The sequence below is a fragment of the Soonwooa purpurea genome (assembly GCF_053891095.1).
Map to the genome: position 1 here is coordinate 155085 of NZ_JBSSMA010000003.1, position 21299 is coordinate 176383.

General features: G+C 34.2%; 20 protein-coding genes. 10 read left to right on the forward strand and 10 right to left on the reverse strand.

What is annotated here, in order from left to right:
• Positions 1–126: 126 nt before the first annotated feature.
• Positions 127–723 carry a Crp/Fnr family transcriptional regulator gene (locus ACVFVN_RS04215; protein WP_165131794.1) on the reverse strand — a complete coding sequence of 199 codons (597 nt, stop codon included), beginning with the start codon at positions 721–723 and terminating at the stop codon, positions 127–129.
• A gap of 224 nt (positions 724–947) precedes the next feature.
• On the opposite strand from ACVFVN_RS04215, the gene ACVFVN_RS04220 reads away from it, so the two are divergent.
• The 5 genes from ACVFVN_RS04220 (at position 948) to ccoG (ending at position 6140) form a co-directional block, all read left to right on the forward strand.
• Complete coding sequence (locus ACVFVN_RS04220; RefSeq protein WP_456234319.1) at positions 948–2681, forward strand: cbb3-type cytochrome c oxidase subunit I; 1734 nt, start codon at positions 948–950, stop codon at positions 2679–2681.
• The gene (locus ACVFVN_RS04225) at positions 2678–3679 is read left to right on the forward strand and encodes a cbb3-type cytochrome c oxidase subunit II (protein WP_456234320.1); all 1002 of its coding nucleotides are present in this window, start codon (positions 2678–2680) and stop codon (positions 3677–3679) included. The genes ACVFVN_RS04220 and ACVFVN_RS04225 overlap by 4 nt, the downstream gene beginning before the upstream one ends.
• Before the next feature lies 1 nt (position 3680).
• Positions 3681–3941, forward strand: a complete 261-nt coding sequence (locus tag ACVFVN_RS04230; RefSeq protein WP_456234321.1) for a hypothetical protein — start codon at positions 3681–3683, stop codon at positions 3939–3941.
• Between the two features lie 2 nt (positions 3942–3943).
• Complete coding sequence (locus ACVFVN_RS04235; RefSeq protein ID WP_456234322.1) at positions 3944–4357, forward strand: cytochrome C; 414 nt, start codon at positions 3944–3946, stop codon at positions 4355–4357.
• A 346-nt stretch (positions 4358–4703) separates the two neighbouring features.
• Positions 4704–6140, forward strand: coding sequence for a cytochrome c oxidase accessory protein CcoG (ccoG, locus tag ACVFVN_RS04240; protein ID WP_456234323.1), 1437 nt, complete (start codon positions 4704–4706; stop codon positions 6138–6140).
• Between the two features lie 6 nt (positions 6141–6146).
• On the opposite strand, the gene ACVFVN_RS04245 is transcribed toward ccoG, so the two are convergent.
• Both ACVFVN_RS04245 and ACVFVN_RS04250 read right to left on the reverse strand, forming a co-directional pair.
• The gene (locus ACVFVN_RS04245; protein ID WP_456234324.1) at positions 6147–7031 is read right to left on the reverse strand and encodes an AraC family transcriptional regulator; all 885 of its coding nucleotides are present in this window, start codon (positions 7029–7031) and stop codon (positions 6147–6149) included.
• Complete coding sequence (locus ACVFVN_RS04250; protein ID WP_456234325.1) at positions 7031–7978, reverse strand: M20/M25/M40 family metallo-hydrolase; 948 nt, start codon at positions 7976–7978, stop codon at positions 7031–7033. The genes ACVFVN_RS04245 and ACVFVN_RS04250 overlap by 1 nt, the downstream gene beginning before the upstream one ends.
• 247 nt (positions 7979–8225) lie before the next feature.
• Here ACVFVN_RS04250 and ACVFVN_RS04255 point away from each other — a divergent pair, with 247 nt between their 5' ends.
• The gene (locus tag ACVFVN_RS04255) at positions 8226–8396 is read left to right on the forward strand and encodes a lmo0937 family membrane protein (RefSeq protein ID WP_165131815.1); all 171 of its coding nucleotides are present in this window, start codon (positions 8226–8228) and stop codon (positions 8394–8396) included.
• Positions 8397–8550: 154 nt separating this feature from the next.
• Positions 8551–10746: a B12-binding domain-containing radical SAM protein gene (locus ACVFVN_RS04260; RefSeq protein ID WP_456234326.1), complete on the forward strand. Its 2196-nt coding sequence runs from the start codon at positions 8551–8553 to the stop codon at positions 10744–10746.
• Positions 10747–10862: 116 nt separating this feature from the next.
• Here ACVFVN_RS04260 and ACVFVN_RS04265 read toward each other — a convergent pair whose 3' ends face one another.
• Positions 10863–11837 carry a hypothetical protein gene (locus tag ACVFVN_RS04265; RefSeq protein ID WP_456234327.1) on the reverse strand — a complete coding sequence of 325 codons (975 nt, stop codon included), beginning with the start codon at positions 11835–11837 and terminating at the stop codon, positions 10863–10865.
• Positions 11838–12380: 543 nt separating this feature from the next.
• Between ACVFVN_RS04265 and ACVFVN_RS04270 the strand changes: the two genes are divergently transcribed.
• The 3 genes from ACVFVN_RS04270 to mnmE all read left to right on the forward strand — a co-directional run bounded on the left by ACVFVN_RS04270 (position 12381) and on the right by mnmE (position 14301).
• Positions 12381–12545 carry a hypothetical protein gene (locus tag ACVFVN_RS04270; protein ID WP_456234328.1) on the forward strand — a complete coding sequence of 55 codons (165 nt, stop codon included), beginning with the start codon at positions 12381–12383 and terminating at the stop codon, positions 12543–12545.
• Positions 12546–12602: 57 nt separating this feature from the next.
• Complete coding sequence (locus ACVFVN_RS04275; RefSeq protein ID WP_419311154.1) at positions 12603–12743, forward strand: T9SS type A sorting domain-containing protein; 141 nt, start codon at positions 12603–12605, stop codon at positions 12741–12743.
• 172 nt (positions 12744–12915) lie between these two features.
• Positions 12916–14301, forward strand: coding sequence for a tRNA uridine-5-carboxymethylaminomethyl(34) synthesis GTPase MnmE (mnmE, locus tag ACVFVN_RS04280; RefSeq protein ID WP_456234329.1), 1386 nt, complete (start codon positions 12916–12918; stop codon positions 14299–14301).
• 356 nt (positions 14302–14657) lie between these two features.
• Here the strand turns inward: mnmE and ACVFVN_RS04285 are convergent, their stop codons facing one another.
• From ACVFVN_RS04285 to ACVFVN_RS04310, 6 genes are all read right to left on the reverse strand, one after another.
• Complete coding sequence (locus tag ACVFVN_RS04285) at positions 14658–15107, reverse strand: KTSC domain-containing protein (protein WP_456234330.1); 450 nt, start codon at positions 15105–15107, stop codon at positions 14658–14660.
• A 235-nt stretch (positions 15108–15342) separates the two neighbouring features.
• Positions 15343–17778 carry an alpha-ketoacid dehydrogenase subunit alpha/beta gene (locus tag ACVFVN_RS04290; RefSeq protein ID WP_456234331.1) on the reverse strand — a complete coding sequence of 812 codons (2436 nt, stop codon included), beginning with the start codon at positions 17776–17778 and terminating at the stop codon, positions 15343–15345.
• Positions 17779–18010: 232 nt separating this feature from the next.
• Positions 18011–18391 (reverse strand): GreA/GreB family elongation factor, encoded by a 381-nt coding sequence (locus ACVFVN_RS04295; protein WP_456234332.1) that lies wholly within the window; start codon positions 18389–18391, stop codon positions 18011–18013.
• A 420-nt stretch (positions 18392–18811) separates the two neighbouring features.
• Positions 18812–19465, reverse strand: coding sequence for a hypothetical protein (locus ACVFVN_RS04300; RefSeq protein ID WP_165131878.1), 654 nt, complete (start codon positions 19463–19465; stop codon positions 18812–18814).
• The gene (locus ACVFVN_RS04305) at positions 19455–20135 is read right to left on the reverse strand and encodes a hypothetical protein (RefSeq protein ID WP_456234333.1); all 681 of its coding nucleotides are present in this window, start codon (positions 20133–20135) and stop codon (positions 19455–19457) included. The genes ACVFVN_RS04300 and ACVFVN_RS04305 overlap by 11 nt, the downstream gene beginning before the upstream one ends.
• Before the next feature lie 3 nt (positions 20136–20138).
• Positions 20139–20807, reverse strand: a complete 669-nt coding sequence (locus tag ACVFVN_RS04310) for a hypothetical protein (protein ID WP_456234334.1) — start codon at positions 20805–20807, stop codon at positions 20139–20141.
• Between the last annotated feature and the right edge of the window lie 492 nt (positions 20808–21299).

The window sequence follows — 21299 nt, forward strand, 5'->3', positions numbered from 1 at the left end:
TACGGATGATATTATCGTTCTTAATTTTATTTAAAATAATTATAAATAACAAAATTAAACATTATAATTTATTCAGCAAGAAAATTGAAATAAAAATTCATGATAGATGTTAGGAATTATAAGCCTTTAAATAAAAATTTTACCGTTTTGAATAAGCAGTTTATGTTCTTTTTCTAAAATTTTGACACTTCTAATGACTGTTTCTACAGCAAGGCCCGTAAGACAAGCTAATTCTTGTCTGGTATGTCTGATCTGAAATGAAAAGGCGTCTTTATTAAACTGAAAACTTTTAAGATAGTTGAGCAAAGTCCACACTTTTTCTACAGGATTTTTAACCGAATTATTTTTTATCATAATCATTTTATAATACATCCTTTCTGAAATATAATGGATTACCGCTACGGAAATTTCGGGTTTTTCTTTTAAAAGTTTAAAAAAATCATTTTTGGGAAGGCATAAAATTTTGCAATCGGAAATTGCGATAGAATTCATAGGATAAGGTTTCTCATTAAACAGAGAGGATTCTCCCAAGCTTTGCCCATCTCCTAAAATATTATGAATAAACTCGGTCCCATCGGCATTGTAGTTATTAATTTTCACTTCGCCTTGATGAATTTGGAAATAATAATGTACAAGATTTCCTTCCTCAAAAATAATTTCTTTTGGTTTGAAATTTTTAATACTAGCCCCATTTTCCATTAAAATATTTTCATGAATAAGCATAGTGAGAGTTTTAATTAAAGACCAGTTTCGTCGCCTAACAAATATAACAAAAGCTGACTAAAATATGGAACAAATAGGTTAAGTAATTCTTTCAAAAAAACAAAAAATTGTGTTATGTCAAGATAATACAACAATATGCTCTTAGAATTTATGATTGTAATCATAAAATTGTCCTTTTTAACTGCTGTAAATTTAGAGAACTAAAATTTTTAAACATTTCTGTCATGGATGGACTTTTCGGTAATACGGGTATACAAATTACAATTCTGTTACTTCTTATCCCTATAATATTTGCTTTAATTTTAACATTAATTAAAGTTAATCACATGATTTATAATATTATAAAGAAAAGAGAGCTTAGAAATATATATACCAAAATTTCTGAATTAAAGCCTGATGAAATTGATGAATTAAGAAAACGAAAATCCGAATTAGAATTTGAACTTTCTGGAAATGAACTTTCGAAAAATCTAAACATTGAAGACAAAAGAGGTCTTATCACAGAAAGTAAAGAAGTGAAAGATATGCGTTTTATGCAAACCAAACGCTACGAAAAATCCATTATAAAAATTCCTAAAGCAGAAAAAAAATTAATACTATGGTACATTGGCTGTAGTATTTTTTGGTTAATTATTGGGACAACTATCGGAATGTATTTGGGAATCAAATTTGTCGCTCCGGACGCAGATCATGTGAGTTGGTTGAGCTTCGGAAGGTTACGTCCTACGCACACCAATATTGTGTTTTGGGGTTGGTCTTCTATTGCGATGGTGGGACTTTCTTATTTTGTGGTTCCGCGCGTTGGCAATACTATTATACATAGTTTAAAGATAGGTTATGCTACTTTAATTTTGATGAATTCTGCCGTGTTATTGGGAAGTATAAGCCTTATGGCTGGGCTTAATAATAGCGGTGGCGAATATCGTGAATATATTTGGCCTATTATGCTTCTCTTTGCAATTGGGATTGTTATTACACTTTACAATCATATGAAGTGCATTGCTTCTCGAAAAACAGAAGAAATTTACTTATCGAACTGGTATATTATTTCAGCCTTAATGTTTGTAATTGTTATATTAATTGTTGCTTACTTTCCTTTTTGGCAAGATGGCCTTGGAGAAACTATTGCACAAGGATATTATATGCATCAAGGTGTGGGAATGTGGTTTATGTTTTTCAATCTTGGGTTGATGTATTATTTTCTTCCTCAGGAACTTAATAGTCCTATTTATTCTTATAGTTTGGGTATTTTAGCCTTTTGGACACAGATATTGTTTTATACTCTTATTGGGACCCACCATTTCATTTTTTCTGCAATTCCGTGGTGGATGCAGACCATAGCAATTGTTTCCAGTGTCGGTATGGTTATTCCGGTAGCAGCGGGAAGTACCAACTTTTTTTTCACTATTAAAGGTTCTTGGCATCGTATAAAATTAAGTTATGTTTTACCATTTTATGTGGTTTCCATTATTTTTTATTTTACTGGATCTTTACAAGGAACTGCGGAAGCCTTTCGTTCTACCAATCTCATGTGGCATTTTACAGATTTTACAGTTGCCCATTCACACATTACGATGTATGGGATTATTACTTTTATGCTATGGTCATTTTGCTATACTTTAATCCCTAGATTAACTTCGTATGAACCACCTAGTTTAAGTGTTGGAATCCATTTTTGGGTAGCATTAATTGGTCTTTTGATATACGTATTCTCTCTCATGATAGGCTCTACAGAAAAAGGACTTTCTTGGATAGATAAAAAACCTTTTATAGAGGGTGTTGTTAATATGATGCCTTATTGGCTGTGGAGAGCTATCGGCGGGACTATGATGTGGATTTCGCATCTCATTTTTGCTTATAATTTTTATAGAATGCTAAAACCACGTGCCGAAATTATACTTCCAGAATCGCCTCAAGAAGTTTTAAAAATTATTCAATCTAATAAAAATATCAAATGATGGATTTTTTTAACGATCATAAAAAATTATATTCAGCCTCATTATTATTCTTTTTGGTGCTTACTCTTATCATTTGCATATTGCCAGCGCTCGACAACCAAAGGATATATCAACCTCTTTCTACGAGCAAAGCGATGACAGAGACTGAAACCAGAGGCAAAATGCTATTCATTAAAGAAGGTTGCGTTGCATGTCATACCCAACAAGTTAGAAATGTGGATATGGATCAGGTCTTTGGAAGTCGACCAAGTATTGCTTCGGATTATGCTAGAAACAAAAGATTAAATTTATTTCAGAATACAGCCACTTTGATGGGAACCGAACGTACTGGTCCAGATTTAACCAATATTGGGCAACGACAATCGAGTCTAGATTGGCATTATACACACCTTTATAATCCACGGGCTGTCGTTCCACAATCGATAATGCCTGCCTATCCTTGGCTATTTATTGAAAAAGATGCTTTGGATCCCAATGATGTTGAAGCCAAAATCCCAACCGAATTTCTAAAATCAAAAACAAAAAAAATCGTGATTTCGCAAGATGCAAAAGATTTGGTTGCCTATCTTTTATTTTTAAAACAGCCTGACCTTCCAAAATCTATTGCACCAAAAGAATTCTTATATAAACAAAAAGAAAAAAAATCTGAAACAGGATCAAAATCCAATTTACCCGATGGCGAAGCTTTATTCATCACCCATTGTGCTACTTGTCATCAGGCATCTGGAGAAGGCGTTCCGGGAGCTTTTCCACCTCTTAAGGGCGACCAAGTCGTATTAGGAAATAATATCGAATTATACGTTACCATCATCATGAATGGTTACAATGGCCTTGCACCAGCCTACGCAGAAATGCCTGCTGTAGGGACAACAGCCAACCTAAAAGCCGAAGAAGTTGCTGCCATTATTAACCACGAACGCAAAAGTTGGGGGAATAATGCGTCCGAAGTAACTGTAGAAGAAGTACAAAATATTATGGATAAAATAGAAAAAAAATAACATGAAAAAGTATCAATTAATAAGTTTCATTTTTGTTTTGTTAGGAGGTTTTTCTAAAGCTTGCGAGGCTTGCAAATTACAACAACCCAAAATAACCCAGGAACTCACCCACGGAAAAGGCCCGCAGTCCAATTGGGATTGGGCTATTGTTGTCATTATCTCGGTCATCACTTTGGCAACTTTATTTTATGCCGTCAAATTTCTAATGCATCCTGGCGAGAAAAACAAGTCACATATTAAAAATAATGTTTTAAGCTACTAAACATGGAAAATAATAGCCAACATAATGCCCTTGTCATTTTGTTTATAGACGATGAAGTGAATCCTATTGCAGAATTGCAGACGCCTATCGTCTTCAATCTGGACACAACCAAGTTAACAGATGGCGAACATGTCTTAAAAATCGTGAGCAAATACGGCAAAAAAGAAGGTCTTAAAACCATTCCTTTCATAGTTAAAAATGGGCCCATCATCAACATAGAAGGCTTATCCGACAAAGAAACTGTCAACGGTATTATTCCACTAATGCTCAACGCTTACGACACAGGCAAAAAGCAAAGTTTCATTATCAAAGGCAGCGAAAATCCACGCCTGATTCCTGTATGGGTATGGGTAATCATTCTACTTTTTGCAGCTTGGTCTGTATATTACATTATTACCAATTTTAGTGTAGACTAACTATTTTAATTTATAAATACTGAGCAATTCTTTTATTTAAAATCTCTTTTCGATAACGGAATTTGAAGTCCTTTTTTTACAGTGTGCATATTAACATTTCCACCATATTTTTATTAAGTTATGAGAAGAAAAAAATAGTTACCGAAAAAGTAAAAATTAATAAATAAAATATAGTGGAAATTCTTTCTCATCAAAATAAAGCCTAATACCTGCAAAATATCATATTTCAATTCATTTAAAAACATCAAAATGTCCGTTTTGTCCAATTTTATACAACTATAATATTATCTTTTAATAGTAATTCTTTGGAAATTTGCACTTCTAAATCACAAATTTACGATTGAAGATGAGCAACCAAAACCAACCCAACAATATACTAGAAAACAAAGATTTTCGGGACTCTGTCGCCACCGCAACAAAAGACGGAAAGCGCAAATGGGTATTTCCACGAAAACCAAAAGGCAAATACACCAACTACAGAAGTTATACGAGTTATGTTCTTCTTGCCTTATTTTTAATTGTCCCTTTTTTGAAACTGAATGGCAATCCGTTTTTTAGATTTAATATTTTAGATCGAGAATTTTTTATTTTTGGTCAAGCGTTCTACGTTCAAGACTTTTTTATTTTCGGATTGGGCGCAGTAACATCGGTGATTTTTGTAATGGTTTTCACCATTGTTTTTGGTAGAATATTTTGCGGATGGTTGTGCCCCCAAACCTTGTTTATGGAAATGCTTTTCCGAAAAATTGAATATTGGATTGAAGGCGACCGCAACAAACAAATTAAACTTGACAAACAAGATTGGAACGCTGAAAAAATTAGAAAAAAACTCATCAAATGGGGTATTTTCGCTTTTATTTCATTGTTGATTTCGCACGTTATGTTCATGTATATCGTAGGTCCTTCCGAGGTTTGGAAAATCATGAAAGCTGGTCCGTTGGAATACCCTGTCAACTTCATCGTGATGCTCGTTTTCACGACACTTTTTTATTTCGTTTTTGCGTGGTTGCGCGAGCAGGTTTGTACACTTATTTGCCCTTACGGAAGGCTTCAAGGCGTATTGGTTGATAAGCAGACTATTAATGTTTATTACGATTTTAAACGTGGAGAAAATCGTGCAAAATGGAGAAATGGAGAAGACAGAGCAGCAGCTTCAAAAGGCGATTGTATCGATTGTAATCAATGTGTGGTGGTTTGTCCTACAGGAATTGACATCCGAAACGGACAACAGCTAGAATGCATCAACTGTACTGCGTGTATTGATGCCTGCGACGAAATCATGCTAAAAGTGGGACTTCCAAAAGGTTTAATAAGATATGCCACAGAACAGGAAATTGAAACCCAAACCAAGTTTAAATTCACTGCCAGAATGAAGGCGACAGCCATCGCATTATTCGTATTAATTGGATTTTTGGGATATTTATTAAACGACAGAGGTCTTATGGAAGCCAAGTTTCTAAAAGTCCCAGGCTCTAGTTTTATCATTCAGAATAATGAAATCCGAAATTCTTTTACCTACACGATTATCAATAAATCCAACGGAGATTTAAAATTAAATTTTAAAGTTTTAAGCTCCCAAGATGCTAAGATTAATTTGTATGAAAAATCTCCCATTCTGTTAAAGAAAAACGAGATTAAAAAAGGCGATTTACAAGTTGTTTTCCCAGAAAATGAGATGAAACTTAGCAAACAAGAAATTGAAATTGGTGTTTTTGACCAAAACGGAACAATGATAACGTCCTACAAAACCATATTTGAAGGGCCTTTCAAATTAGTTTTGTAACAAAAATTAATGCTTCCGGTTTAGCATTAAAAATTCGGAAGGTGTAAGTCCAGTTTGTTTTTTAAAAAATCTGGTGAAGTACGGATATTCTGAAAAACCTAGACGAAATGCAATATCCACGAGGCTTTCATCCAAATACACCAACATACGTTTGGCTTCCAAAATTGTTCTTTTTGAAATAATTTCGGAAGCTTTAACGCCCAGAATAGATTGCGAAATTCGGTTCAAATGTTTCGTAGAAATTTGTAATTGATCCGCATAAAACTGAACTGTTTTTTCGGAAATAAAATGTTGGTCCACTAGATTTTCAAAATCATGGAGCCTTGTGAGATACGAAAGCGAGTTTTGTCTTGAGAATGTTTTTTCTTGCTCTAAAAACAATCGTGAAGACCTAATCAAAACACTGGAAACCAAATTCCGAATCATGTGGTTTTTTAAAATTTTAGTGTCCTGATGTTCTCTCCAAATGGCTTCAAAATAATGCTTCATTTCTGAAAAATCAGTATCGGAAATTTGCAGTAATCTCGGAAAACCAATCGATCCGAAAAACGGAAAATCTTTCGCTTTAAGATCTGCAAAATACAAATCGAAAAAAGACTGAGAAAAAAAGAAAATATAACCTTCTATATCTACCGACAATTGCCAACTGTGCACTTGGCCTGGCGACATGAAAAAAAGACTGCCCGACTTCACGTCATACGTATTAAAATCGATATCATGACTGCCCGAACCTTGGGTAAAATAAACCACCAAGTAAAAGTTGTGGCGATGCGCTCGTTCAATATGTTTATGACTTTCTTTGAGATGATTCTGCAAAGTGTTACCATAGAACTCGATGTTGGAATCTAGCTGCTGAAATTGGTCAATATGAAGAACCGTAATAGGATTCATTATTTGTTTTGGTCGGTATTTCTAAACGGCATTTCATGTTGTTTAAAACTACTTTCAATAACCGCTTTTTCTAAATTTAAAATATCTTTCAACGAAGCATAATCTACTTTTTCAGCATCATCTGTCGGTTTATGATAATCGTCGTGTCCGCCTGTATGAAAAAACAACACAGGAATTTCTTTCTCATAAAATGAGGTTTGGTCCGAGCCGCCTCTACCCTCGTAGCCCGTATAAAATTTTACAAAATTTTCTGGCTGAATTTCTTTAAAAATCGTTTCGAAAGCAGGCGAAGTCCCATAACCAATAATGGAAACGCCGGTTTCTTTGTTCAGTCTGCCAATCATATCCATATTCAGCATCCACTGAATTTTGCTTAAATCATAAGTCGGATTGTTCACAAAATAGCGCGAACCTACCAAGCCTAATTCCTCGGCACCAAAAGCGATGAACAAAAAATTAACAGGCTCTTTTTCTTTGTTTTGAGAATAAATACGCGCCAATTCTAATAAGCCAGCCACGCCAGAAGCATTATCATCCGCACCATTATGAATAATTCCGTAACTATTTTCTGCGCGGGAGCTGCCTTGTTTTCCTTCGCCAATATGATCGTAATGTGCGCCAATCACGATGGTTTTCTCAGCATTGTTATTCAAAAAACCAACCACATTTCTCGCCTCACGAATGCTGTCTGTTACTTTTACTTTTCGAACTTTTGCTTTAAAATTTTGGTAATAAGCTGTTGTTCCTAAAGCGTCTAATTGGTATTTTTTGAAATGTTTAGCAATATATTTTGCAGCTTTTTTATTTTGTTTGCTTCCTGTTCCGCGACCTTTCATAGCATCGTCTGCAAGATAATAAATGTGTTTTTCTAAATTTTTAATTTCTACTTCCTGTGCGTTGGCTTGCAATCCCAAAAGGATAAAAATACTTAGAATGGCTGTTCTCATGCCAACAAAATTAACGAAAACTCATTAGAATTCGCTTTATAAAATTTTACATTAGGAAAAAAGAAAAGGAAACATAAGCCTTTGAATGATATTTACTTAAAACTAATCACATTTAATTATTTCACACATTAAAATAAGACATAAAATTTAACTTATTGACAATTAATAAAGCAATTAAATGACTTTAATTCAAATTAAGGCATGATATATGTATTAAAATGCATAATAATATTTAAAACTTAGCATTATGAGAAGCATTTTATGGACCGTAGCTGTCATTTGTATTATCGTTTGGCTGCTGGGTATGATAGGCGTAATTCCTGGAATAAGTACGGGTTATTTAATTCACATTCTATTGGTGATTGCCGTTATTGTCGTTCTTTTTAACATTATTTCCGGACGAAAACCGCTGGATTAAAAAACATAAAACCTCCTTAGCGAGGTTTTTTTTATCGCATTTCATCATTTTAATTCTTAAAAACGATGCTTCTTTTTAAAACATTAATTTCAAAATAAAACGAAGAAAGCGTTTCTCTAAAAAACCTCGTATTTTTGCAGCAAATAAAAAAACCTTGCAAACCGATTTACTTTTAATTACGCCTCCTTTTACGCAACTCAACACACCATATCCCGGAACGGTCTATTTAAAGGGGTTTCTGAATACTTTGTCCTACCAAATATTTCAGTCGGATTTGGGATTGGATGTTATATTAAAGCTGTTTTCCAAGCAAGGTTTAACGGATTTATTTGATTTTATTGAGCATCAAAATGTAGAATTGGGCGAAAATGCTCAACGCATGTTGATGTTGAAAGACGATTATATTTCCAGCATTGATCCCGTTATTCACTTTCTGCAAGGCAAAAATTCAACGTTGGCGGATTCTATTGTTCAAGAGGGATATTTGCCCGAAGCTTCAAGATTTTCTCAATTGGAGGATTTGGATTGGGCTTTTGGAGCGATGTCTTTTCAGGATAAAGCCAAGCATTTTGCCACTTTATATTTAGAAGATTTATCGGATTTAATTATTGAAGCTGTAGACGAAAATTTCGGTTTTAGTCGATATGCAGAACGTTTGGGAAGATCAGCCCATTCTTTTGATGAGTTGTACAATGAACTTCAAAATAAACCCACTTATATTGATAAAATCACGCTTTCCGAATTAGAAAAACTGATTCAAAAAACGCTACCCAAAATCATTGGATTTTCCGTGCCTTTTCCTGGAAATTTATATTCGGCTTTTCGTTGTGCGCAATACATAAAAACCAATTATCCCAACATAAAAATCAGCATGGGCGGAGGTTTTCCGAATACAGAATTGCGTTCTTTGAGCGATGTTCGCGTGTTTGAATTCTTTGATTTCATTATGTTGGATGATGGCGAAGCACCCACGGAACAGCTCCTAAAATTCATCTATAACGAAGCCGAAATTTCAGATTTAAAAAGAACATTTATCCTTCAAAATAATGAAGTGGTTTACATTAACAATCCTGAAATTCGGGATTATAAATTCTCAGAAGTTGGAACGCCCGATTATTCGGATTTAAGATTGAATGAATACATTTCTGTGATTGAAGTGGTGAATCCGATGCACCGACTTTGGAGCGATGGCCGTTGGAATAAACTGACGATGGCGCACGGTTGCTATTGGGGAAAATGTACGTTTTGCGACATTTCTTTAGATTATATTAAAATTTACGAACCTATTGCTGCTCAACAAATTGTTGACAGAATGGAGGAACTGATAAAAACCACTCAAAATACAGGTTTTCATTTTGTGGATGAAGCTGCTCCACCCGCTTTGATGCGTGAAGTAGCTTTGGAAATTCTCCGCCGAAAACTCACCGTAACTTGGTGGACGAATATTCGTTTTGAGAAAAGTTTCACCTATGATTTGTGTAGATTGTTGAAAGCTTCGGGTTGTATTGCGGTTTCTGGAGGTTTGGAAGTGGCTTCGGATCGATTGTTAAAACTCATTGATAAAGGTGTAACCGTGGATCAGGTAGCGATTGTAAACCGAAATTTCACCGAAGCTGGCATTATGATTCACGCCTATTTGATGTACGGATTTCCGACGCAAACTACCCAAGAAACTATTGATAGCCTAGAAATGGTTCGTCAGTTATTTGAAATCGGGATTTTGCAATCTGGTTTTTGGCATCAATTTGCGATGACGGCTCACAGTCCGGTGGGTATGAATCCGGATTATTACAAAGTCATCAATCACAGTACAGAACTGGGAACTTTTGCAAATAATGATATGCTGCACGAGGAAAAATCAGGCTTAGATCATACGCAATTTTCGTTTGGTTTGAAGAAATCTTTGTTCAATTATTTGCATGGTGTAGGATTTGAACTGCCTTTGCAGGAATGGTTTGATTTTAAAATTCCAAGAACAACGATTCCGAAATTTTATATTGAAGATGTTTTAAATAATGAAACTTTTTCTGGTCACAAACCCAATCAGAAAGTCGTTTGGCTGGGTGGAATTCCGCAATTGAACATCACCACAAAAACAAAAAAAGGCATCACTTACGAAAATGCAATGTTAAGCATTCATACCAAACAAGATGCTGTGGAAATCCGTATGGAGAAAGAAATTGCAGAATGGTTGATTAACTTCATCCAACTTTTAAACGAAAGTCCAAAAACATTGACTTATCAACAGATGAAAACTCATTTTGAAGAAGCTTTAGAAATGAATTTTGATGTTTTTATAGCCTCAAAACCTGCTGAAAAATTGAAGGAGATTGCATTGCTCTTTGTTTAATTTTATTATCCGTTTTTAATTATAATTCTAAATTTTAACGCAAAGTCGTAAAGTGTTTTAAAAGCAAACTATTATTAAGTTCGCAAAGGATTTTGATGGTAAGAGTTCAGAATTTTTTATTCTAAATTTTCAACTTTTGAATTGAATAAAATCATTAGAATTCCCATTGAAATAAAACCTGAAACCAATAACAGTCCATATTTTGCAAAAGAAAAAGGAATATAAATAACAGAAAAAAGACTTGATAATATTAAAATAATTTCATTAGAAATAACCACGAAAACTAAAATATAAAGTCCAAACTTAAAGAATTTTCTATCTTTATTTTCCTGAAACTCCCTTATTTTCCAAATTAAAAATAGACTTACGCCTACTAATAAAACCAGATGCAAATAGGCAATTACGATATTAATATTGTTAAATGCCAAAACGCCAATTTCTGGAATGGCAGAAAGACCTTGTAATACAAATTTTAACAAAAAAGTGATTCCTACAATTTTTAAAAGAAGTTTACTCTCAGTTTTCATAGTTGCAGAAATATTTTTCCATTGTTGCGCTACGATTTTGTAAATTTTTACAGCGCCAAAAAGTTGAATAATTCCCACTATTCCCATTGGGAGAAACCAATTCTGTGCAGATTTCATCCATAATACAGAGAGTCCGTAACCCAAAAAAGTTCCTAAAAAAAGAAGAATAAAAGTAGTTTTGTTGTCTCTTTTAGAAATTTCAAAGCCATATTTCCGAAGGCTTATCCATAAAATTCCAATGCAGGAAAAAAGGAAAAATCCGTTGTACTGATAATGCAAATAGAAATAACTAGAAGCTCTATAAATTTCTTCAAAGGCTTCTTTTTTGGACGAAAAATAAGCAAGACCAAAAATTCCGATGGCAGAAAAAACCGCAAAAAATGCTGCATATTTTAACCAAATAATTGCAGAGTCTTTAATGGTTTTAGTGTCCTTCCATACAAACAAACAATACGCAAAGCCCGTAAACAAAGCAATCGCAGAAAAAACGATAGACAACCAATAATATCCACCGTATAAAAACGAAAACAACATTCCGTAGGAACCAATTTGATTAGATATCATTAAAAATTGATATTTAATCTTGTTGAAATCAGGTTTATTCTTCTGGATATAATTGGCAACAAAAATGTAAATACACGAGGAAACCCAGCCGTAAAAAGCAAAATGCGAATGCGATTCCTGCATAAATTTATGTGTAAAACCTGGAAGAGAAAACACAAAATTATACCTCATTAAAGTTCCTAAAAGCGAAACTAAAAAGAAGTTAAAAAGACTTATTCTAATCCAAAAGTTTAGATTTAACATCGGCTTATTGTATTTCTGTTCTCAAGAGCATGTTATTATTCAGCAAATATAAAAACTAAATACCGAATAAAAGAGTTAAAAGTCTTTTATTCAATTGATAATTATCAGTCCTTAAATCTTTTAAAAATCTTGTTTTGGAAATGGATTTTGTAGTTTTTATGAATTAAAAATTTGAAGTCATATTTTTTTCTCTTCTAATTAAATTAACATATTTCTAAGATTTATCATGAAGGAGATAATCCTAGCTATACCTATTATGATGGTAAAACCAACGGAAGCATCGAAATTCCAACGGAGAATATGCCAAAAGAAGTTGGAGATTATTTCATTGTAATTTTCACCAATGATTCTTACAGCGAAGTTTCTAAGCGTATCCAGTTCGAAATGTATGATAGCACCTTAGGAACTGCAGCACCAGATGCCCATAACAACGAGCTACAAGTCTATCCTAATCCTGCAAAATAAGGTGAAAAAACCTTCTTAAAATCTAAATATCCTATTGACCAAATTGATAGTTATGACATGACAGGAAGTTTATTCTATACCTCAAAAAATATTCATGCCCTCAACTACTCTATCATTAATCAAAGTCTTCCAAAAGGGACTTATATTATGAAAGTACATTCTAACAAACTTTATACTGTAAAAATGATTATTAAATAATTGTTTGCAGAGTGCAATTAATACAAACGGCGGGATTCTTCTCGTCATTTTTTTTATTTCTTTTAAAATTTAGAACTTCTAAAAACCTAGCCATTATTTACAAAACATCCTATATAAAAACTTGGAATTTACACTAAGCTCAATATGCACAAAAAAGCCGTAAATTTGCGACATGAATCAGGACACAATTTGCGCTTTAGCTACTGCCAATGGAATGGGCGCGATCGGGATCATTAGGGTTTCTGGAGAAAAAACTTTTGAAATCGTTAATAAAGTTTTTGAAGGTAAAAATGTAGAAAAAGTAGCCTCTCATACTGTACATTATGGGTTTATTAAAGATGAAACCGAAACGATCGACGAGGTTATGGTTTCGGTTTTTCATGCACCGAAGACTTTTACTACAGAGAATTCTGTGGAAATTTCCTTTCATGGCTCACCGCATATTGGCAAAAGAATTTTAGAAGTCTTGATAAAAAATGGTGCAAGAATGGCGAAAGCTGGTGAGTTTACCATGCGTGCATTTATGAATGGCAGAATAGATCTTTCCCAAGCCGAATCTATTGCCGACCTGATTGCTTCTGAAAATGAAGCTTCCCGAAAAGTGGCTCTGAATCAATTAAAAGGTGGAATCACACAGGAAATTTCTGTACTGAGAAATGATTTGCTGAACTTCACTTCTCTTATTGAACTCGAACTCGATTTTGCTGAAGAAGACGTGGAATTTGCTGATAGAACCGCTTTGGTAGGTTTGATAAAGAAGATTCAGATTAAATTAAAATCCTTAATTGATAGCTTCCAATACGGAAATGCCATCAAAAACGGAACCGCCGTTGCCATTATCGGGAAACCTAATGCCGGGAAATCTACCCTACTGAATGCATTGTTGAAAGAAGAACGTGCGATTGTGAGCAATATTGCGGGAACGACAAGAGATACCATTGAGGAAATTCTGCATATTAAAGGACATGCCTTCCGATTGATTGACACCGCGGGCTTGCGCGAAACCGAAGATGAAATTGAAGCTATTGGTGTGCAAAAAGCCAAGGAAAAAGTAAGTAAGGCCGAGGTTTTGGTGTATTTGGTGGATGCTGCAACTGGAGATTTTACCGAAGATTTCGACATGCTGAAAAGCCTCATTCGAAAAGATTTAGAAGTAATTGTTTGCGCAACGAAGATTGACGAGGTTAGCCCTTCGGTTTACGAGAGTATGGAATCCGCGTTCCGAAATGAAATTGATTTCCCATTTAATTTCATTACCATATCTGCGGTTGAAAACCAAAATATTCAAGATTTAAAGAATGATTTATCCTCCTATGTTGAAAGTTTGAAAGCCCAAGAAGGCGGTGTGGTGATTACCAATCAACGTCACTATGAAGCTTTGCAAAACTCCTTGGAATCGGTAATGCGTGTGGAAGAAGCGGTTTCTCATCAAATCACTACCGAACTGCTCGCCTACGAATTGAGAAATGCTTTGGGACAATTGGGTGAAATCTCTGGTGAGTTTACTAATGATGAGGTTTTAGGCAATATTTTTTCTAAGTTTTGTATCGGGAAGTAGTTATCTTTCTTTTGTTTGTTAACTACCTATAAATGTTATATTTAAGAGCAACTATGTTGCTCTTTTTTGTTGCCCAATTGCTTTATTTTGATTAAATTTGATGTACAGTTGTTGCCCAAGCATCAAGTTTGTTGCCCAAAGCACATCAAAATTATAGTATGGAGAAATGATGCACCAACTAGCTACATCAAGCTACTTTTTGCTGACGATTTACAGTTTAAATAAAGTTCTAGATTAAATTTTCAGTTTTAAGTAGCATCAAAAAAATAATTCCAACATCTTTCAACATTGGAATTTTTTCTTTAAAATTTTAGTTGATGAATTGAACTAAAGGATTAGTTGAATTCGATTCTATTTTAAGCTTCTACTGTCGCCGAAGATCCTTTTCTAAATGTGAATTTTCCATAGATATGTCTTCTCGCAAAACGGCTAGGAGAGTCGGAGTTGATCATCTTGGTATAAAGATTTCTAGAAATCCCCATATATTCGTAGGTTACACCGTTTGTGTGAATAATGTACAGAATTTGCTTTTCTAAATAAAAATCTTGTATAATAGAATTGTTAATGGTTTCCGTGTATTCTTCCAGATTTTTATCGTGCGTTTCTGGGTTGATGCTTACTAAATAATGATAGGCTTCAATAATGTTTTTACTGCTTTCTTCAGCAGCCAACTTCCCTACTTCATCATCAACAAATTTATCAGGATGCGTGTCTTTCATGGCATTTCTGTAAATCGTTTTTAGATCTTTTAGCGATGCCTCTTTATCAACACCTAATAATTTTCTGAATTCGTTAATTTTTTTCATACTTTCATTATCTCTAAGCGGCTGCAAAGATAGTCTAAATTACTGATTTGCAAACACTTTATTTTTTCTTCGATAAAGTATATCAAGTTTCTATAGAGAATATGCTATTTATAGCCTACAAATCTAATTGGAATTCCAGTCCATTGGAGCTAGGCTGTTAGGTTGTTTTTTGTTTGGTTTAAACCTAAAAAAGACCTAATAAATAGGTCTTTCAATATGATTTTATTTCTTGATATTAATAAATTGCGGGATACTTTGCGGGATTAACTTCGTTAAACATAGCATAAATCTTTTCTACCATGTCATCTGTAGATGGTTTTGAGAAATAGTCGCCATCCGTTGCATAAGCAGGTCTGTGGTTCTCCGCGGAAATACAAAGTGGTGCAGAATCCAAATATCGGAATCCATTTTGTTTTTCCAGAACTTGTTGAAGAATAAAGGCCGAAGTTCCACCTTCCACATCTTCGTCTATTACTACAAGGCGATTGGTCTTTTTAAGACTTTCTGCAATGTCGCCAGATAAGTCAAACGGAATTAAAGATTGGATGTCCACAACTTCCGCAGAAATGCCTAGTTTTTCCAATTCTTTAGCAGCTTCCATCACAATTCTCCAAGTAGAACCATAGGTCACCAAAGTGACATCGCTACCCTCTTTTGTTACTTCTATTTTCCCAACAGGGACTGTGAATTCGCCTAAGTTATCTGGTTGTTTTTCTTTAAGACGATATCCATTAAGACACTCAACTATCAAAGCGGGCTCATCGGCTTGCAACATTGTATTGTAGAAACCTGCAGCTCTTGTTAAATCTCTTGGTACCAAAACATTAATTCCTTTTACGAGATTAATAATTCCTGCCATTGGCGATCCAGAATGCCAAATGCCTTCTAGTCTGTGTCCACGCGTTCTGATGATAACTGGTGCTTTTTGCCCACCTTTGGTACGGTATTGCACCGTCGCAAGATCATCGCTCATACCTTGTAAACAATATAGAATATAATCTAAATATTGGATCTCTGCAATGGGACGAAGTCCACGCATAGCCAATCCGATACCTTGTCCCAAAATTGTTGCTTCGCGAATACCTGTATCGGCAATTCTAAGGGCGCCATATTTTTCCTGAAGTCCTTCCAAGCCTTGGTTAACATCACCAATGTTTCCAGAGTCTTCACCGAAAATCATGGCTTGAGGGTATTTTTCGAAAATTTTATCAAAATTATTACGAACCACCATTCTACCATCGACCATTTCGGAAGCATCAGAATATATTGGTTTAACCTCTTGGATATTGGTTGCTTTCCATTGAGATTGAGAATATAAATGAGACGAATAATTATCTTTCTCAATATTAAATAAAGCCTCGTATTGCGATTGTAACGTTTGTCTTTCAGAAGAATTAGTTCCGCGTGTTGCCAATAAAGCCTGACGCATAAGGTGGAAGATGTCTTTTTTCCCAACACTAACCAAAGCTTTGAACTTTGTAATAGCATCAGAAATATCTGCATTTTGAGCTAAAGCTTCTACCAATGGTAAGGCTTTATTTTTGAGCTCTGTAATTGTATTTTGGTAGGCTTCCCAAGCTTTCTTTTGACCATCTTTCACTTCTTTTTTAGCATCAGAATCTATTTGGTCAAGTTCTTCTTTGGTTGCGATAATTTGGACATCGCCACCCTCCTCAAATTGGAATGAATACGTCTCTATCCACTCACGGAATTTTGATATACAATCGAACTCTGTTTCAAAATTAAGACGTTCTTCATTTTTGTAACGCTCATGAGATCCCGACGTTGAATGTCCTTGTGGCTGTGTTACTTCGATAACGTGGACAACAACAGGTACGCTTTCTTCTCTTGCAAAATGTTCTGCTTTGGCATAAGCATCCATCAATGCGGGATAATCCCAAGCTTTAACCTGGATAATTTCGCAGCCTTGTTTTTCATCATTTTGTCTTTGGAAACCAGACAACATTTCCGAAATATTGGCTTTAGCTCTTTGATTTTTTGTTGGCACCGAAATCCCATAGCCGTCATCCCAGATGGAAACAATCATCGGCACTTGCAAAGCGCAAGCTGCATTAAGAGTTTCCCAAAAATGACCTTCTGCTGTAGATGCATCGCCAATAGTTCCGAAAGCAACTTCTTTCCCATTGTTTGAGAATTTCTCAACACCATCGAATTTTATTTCTTTATAAAAAGTTGAAGCTTGTGCTAAGCCCAACAATCTTGGCATTTGCCCTGCTGTAGGAGAAATGTCCGAAGATATGTTTTTCATCTTCGTAAGATCTTTCCAAGTGCCATCTTCGTTGATGGTTCTTGTAGCGTAGTGACCATTCATCTGGCGACCGCCAGACGCAGGCTCTCTATCAACATTGGTATCTGCATAAAGTTGTGCAAAAAAGCTTTCTACAGACAAAGCACCGATTACCATCGCAAAAGTCTGATCTCTATAATAGCCCGAGCGGAAGTCTCCATCACGGAAAACATGCGCCATTGCCAATTGTGGAAGCTCTTTCCCATCGCCGAAAATTCCGAATTTGGCTTTACCTGTCAATACTTCTCTCCTGCCTAGATAACTCATCTCACGAGAAACTCTCGCTAATTTGTAATTGGCTAGGATTTCTTTTTTAAAATCCTGAAAAGAAAGCTCTTCTGTATCTATGAAAGTCTCTTGCATCTTTATACATTTTCTACAAATATAATATTTTTAATTAAATGCGAAAACAATATTTTTATGTTATTAATTTTTTTCGATTTTACTATTTTTAGTTTTATTACAAGTACATTTAGCAATAATAAGCATTGAAAATTATTAATTTAATAAAGTATTTAAAAATTAATTAAATCTTAATAAGTTTTAATAAAACAAAAAATCCTAAGTAAAAACTCAGGATTTTCAGTGTGATATATTAAGCTTCGAAAGGCTCAACTTTTAGAATTTCAATTTTTCTTTCGCCGCTTGGGAAAGGATAATCGATAATATCTCCAACTTTGTAACCAACAGTTGCCAAAGCGATTTCTGAAAGAATTGAGTGTTTGTTTTTCTTTACTTTTGCTTTTGTAGTAGGTACCAAAATATAATCTTGCTCTGTATTGTCTTGATGGTCTTTGATGGTGATAACTCTGTTAACCGTTACAACATCTTTCGGCAAATCGCGACGAAGAACTTGTTTTGCATGTTTCAGTTGTTCTAAAAGAAGTGTTTCTTCTTGTTTTGTTACTCTTTTTCTTCTGACGTGATCTTTGATGGCATCATAAATTCCGGTTGTTACTACGATAGGTTCTAACATATTTTTAAATTTTAATTTTTTTTTATTCAATGTTATTATTTTAAAAACCGGATATACCAAATTCTACTATAATGTAGCATACGTTTTTACATCGAATAAATTTTGAATAATTGAGAAATTGTTCACCAAATACCCCTGTCCCGGCTAACGACAGGGTCTAGAGGACAAACTCTTTAGAACTTTGTAGGAATATATCATCACGCAAATATGACAAAGAACCTATAAGTCTTTGGCAATGGATAGTTTGATATTGAAATCTATACTTTATCATATTTCGCGAGAATTTTACGAATTTACGATTTTAAAATCCTAAAACCAAACTTTAGCTTTCGTAATTAGTTTAAAAAAAAATAAAGTCCCTAGAAACTATTGTTCTTCGGGACTTTATAAAAGCACAAATTATTTAATTAAATAACTATTTTAAAATTTTTCGCAAACCATGGTGTAGTTAACATTGCCTCCACCTGCGTTTCTGGTTACAAAGCTAACACGATATATATTGTTATCGCCGGGATAGCTGATGTAATATTCATCCAAAGTATTGTTATTAAAAGCTACAGCATCCGACCCAATATCAACCCATGCATTGGCTGTTGTTAGGTTAACAGATTGGTTTGACTTGAAGCTTCTATTAGTCGCATCAAAAGAGGATGTTGTCCCGTCCTTTTTTCTTATTCTGTTATAATAAACTGTCAAGTTAGCTGTGGGTGCTGTGACCAATCTCAATTGTGGCATAACTGGCGTGTTGTATCTAAACTCAAATTTACCGCAAGGCACAATGGTAGTGGGGTCTGGTCCTGTTTTTGAAGCTGTAAATTTTTTGTTTACCACATACAAAGTTTCCATCGCATCCATAACATCTTGTCTTGTCCAATAGTCTATATTACCATTAGCATCTTTTACAAGCACTTTGTCGTATAATGGGTCTGCCGCTTTGTCTTCTAGTAGCCGCACTCTAAGATCACCATTAACATCTAATGTTCTTGTAGGCGTAGTCGTGTTGATCCCAACTTGAGCATTTGCCGTGATACACAAACTGAATATTAATAATCCTGATATTTTTTTATAAAGCATCTTGCAAGTAGAATTTTTCACAGATTAAACCAAAAGTAGTTATAGTTGACGTATTATTAAAACGACTTAGCGTAATACGGTAAAGATTAGCTTGTTTTGGCAAAACTAAGGTGTAGATACCTATTGTACTATTACCAAAATCATTATCATCTAGATTTCGAAATTTATTGTAATAGGTTGCACCTGTAGGAGTTGTTGTTTGGAAGTTAACACCTGTTTTATCAGCGTAAGAGTATGCAGTCCCGGCAAACTTTTTTATGCCGTAAGACAGATTAAAACTATTAACATTGTTACTTGTAAAAACGTCTGTTGTTTTTAGCTTAAATTCAGCTTTAAGACCATTAAAACGTACAACAATATCGCCACAGCTACACTCTTTACTAATATCGGCTGCGGTTGCATTGTATATAGAACGTGCAACCTCCATATTATTTTTATTGGATTGCTGCAAGGATTTGAGATCGATATAGTCAACATTTCCATTTTGGCGATTGGCAGCCAGTAGAAAGTCTGTACCAGGAGTATTTGACTTGTCTTGCAAATCTGTTACGCGCAAATTTCCATTAATATCCAATGTTCTTGTAGGGTTTGATGTATCTATCCCGACGTTTTGGGCGGGTACTAAACCTATTGTTCCCAAAAGAAACATACTTAATAAACTCTTTTTCATAAATTAAAATTTTTCACACGCTGATACGAAATCATAGCTATTAGAAGTATGTCCCACTTTATAAATTGTCAATCTATAGATATCTTGATCGCCTGGATATTGGAAGGTCATCACATTTTGCTCATACAATGCAAGATTGGAACTTTTAAACTCCTGTGGGGTATTATAATTGCTCGTTGTAAAACTAAAGGGTGTATCGGTACCATTCGTACTATTTGTACCTTGATAAAATTGAAAGCCATTGCCATTCCAATTTTGCTCCATATTCATATAAATGCTTACCGTGCTTGCTGGCTGCTCATTTAGGCCAAACATAATATTAGAAGAGGTAGTTTCATTGAAAACAAAGAAAAATTTTCCACATTTAAGCTTTTTTGTAACTATTCCACTGGTGCTATCGTTGTTATAGATTTCACTATAACTTTCTTTATCTACGGCACCAATTCCTCCACTGGGCAAAAAAACTTTTCTGTTGGCGTAATCAACATTTCCATCTGGATCACTAACCAATATTCTTTCAAAGGCGGCATCTTCTGATGCATTTTTTAGATTGACAACTTTTAGATTTCCTTGCACGTGTAAGCTTCTAGTAGGATCTGGAGTATTAATTCCCACTTGCGCAAAAGTGTTAAAAAAAATAAAAAAACTTGTGCTTACAAGTATTTTCTTCATGATTTGTTATTATTATTTATTTCCTAATTAAAAACAAATCTTTTTTCGCGTTATCTGTGTTTTCACAAATATAAAAAAATATCACGTCATTAAGAGTATTTCAATTTACAGAAAACAGAATTTAACAATAAGTAAATATAAAAAAGCATCCAAAGAAAAACAAAATATAAGCATTAATACACTGAACAACAAACTACTAAAATTACATTTCGTCAATGTTAGATAATTTGATTTGTAAGCTTTTACGGCTTTTCATTTTCGGGAAAACAATAATTAAAAATTTTATCTTTAAAAGAAAATAAACTTAAGAATCTATTATTTAAATTTGTAGTCAAATAATAAAAATAACTATTTATATTTTTTAATTATTTAATATATTATAGAATTTAATAAGAATACATAAATTTAAACGATTATTAAATAAATTAAAAACAATTACAAAAAACAGCACTTAGACCTCTTTTTATTTAAAAAAATAACAATGCACAGCAT

Excerpts from the sequence above, each read along its gene's own strand:
- ACVFVN_RS04215 (WP_165131794.1), bottom strand. The coding sequence starts at position 723 with ATGCTTATTCATGAAAATATTTTAATGGAAAATGGGGCTAGTATTAAA.
- ACVFVN_RS04220 (WP_456234319.1), top strand. The coding sequence starts at position 948 with ATGGATGGACTTTTCGGTAATACGGGTATACAAATTACAATTCTGTTA.
- ACVFVN_RS04225 (WP_456234320.1), top strand. The coding sequence starts at position 2,678 with ATGATGGATTTTTTTAACGATCATAAAAAATTATATTCAGCCTCATTA.
- ACVFVN_RS04230 (WP_456234321.1), top strand. The coding sequence starts at position 3,681 with ATGAAAAAGTATCAATTAATAAGTTTCATTTTTGTTTTGTTAGGAGGT.
- ACVFVN_RS04235 (WP_456234322.1), top strand. The coding sequence starts at position 3,944 with ATGGAAAATAATAGCCAACATAATGCCCTTGTCATTTTGTTTATAGAC.
- ccoG (WP_456234323.1), top strand. The coding sequence starts at position 4,704 with ATGAGCAACCAAAACCAACCCAACAATATACTAGAAAACAAAGATTTT.
- ACVFVN_RS04245 (WP_456234324.1), bottom strand. The coding sequence starts at position 7,031 with ATGAATCCTATTACGGTTCTTCATATTGACCAATTTCAGCAGCTAGAT.
- ACVFVN_RS04250 (WP_456234325.1), bottom strand. The coding sequence starts at position 7,978 with ATGAGAACAGCCATTCTAAGTATTTTTATCCTTTTGGGATTGCAAGCC.
- ACVFVN_RS04255 (WP_165131815.1), top strand. The coding sequence starts at position 8,226 with ATGAGAAGCATTTTATGGACCGTAGCTGTCATTTGTATTATCGTTTGG.
- ACVFVN_RS04265 (WP_456234327.1), bottom strand. The coding sequence starts at position 11,837 with ATGATATCTAATCAAATTGGTTCCTACGGAATGTTGTTTTCGTTTTTA.
- ACVFVN_RS04270 (WP_456234328.1), top strand. The coding sequence starts at position 12,381 with ATGCCAAAAGAAGTTGGAGATTATTTCATTGTAATTTTCACCAATGAT.
- ACVFVN_RS04275 (WP_419311154.1), top strand. The coding sequence starts at position 12,603 with ATGACAGGAAGTTTATTCTATACCTCAAAAAATATTCATGCCCTCAAC.
- mnmE (WP_456234329.1), top strand. The coding sequence starts at position 12,916 with ATGAATCAGGACACAATTTGCGCTTTAGCTACTGCCAATGGAATGGGC.
- ACVFVN_RS04285 (WP_456234330.1), bottom strand. The coding sequence starts at position 15,107 with ATGAAAAAAATTAACGAATTCAGAAAATTATTAGGTGTTGATAAAGAG.
- ACVFVN_RS04290 (WP_456234331.1), bottom strand. The coding sequence starts at position 17,778 with ATGCAAGAGACTTTCATAGATACAGAAGAGCTTTCTTTTCAGGATTTT.
- ACVFVN_RS04295 (WP_456234332.1), bottom strand. The coding sequence starts at position 18,391 with ATGTTAGAACCTATCGTAGTAACAACCGGAATTTATGATGCCATCAAA.
- ACVFVN_RS04300 (WP_165131878.1), bottom strand. The coding sequence starts at position 19,465 with ATGCTTTATAAAAAAATATCAGGATTATTAATATTCAGTTTGTGTATC.
- ACVFVN_RS04305 (WP_456234333.1), bottom strand. The coding sequence starts at position 20,135 with ATGAAAAAGAGTTTATTAAGTATGTTTCTTTTGGGAACAATAGGTTTA.
- ACVFVN_RS04310 (WP_456234334.1), bottom strand. The coding sequence starts at position 20,807 with ATGAAGAAAATACTTGTAAGCACAAGTTTTTTTATTTTTTTTAACACT.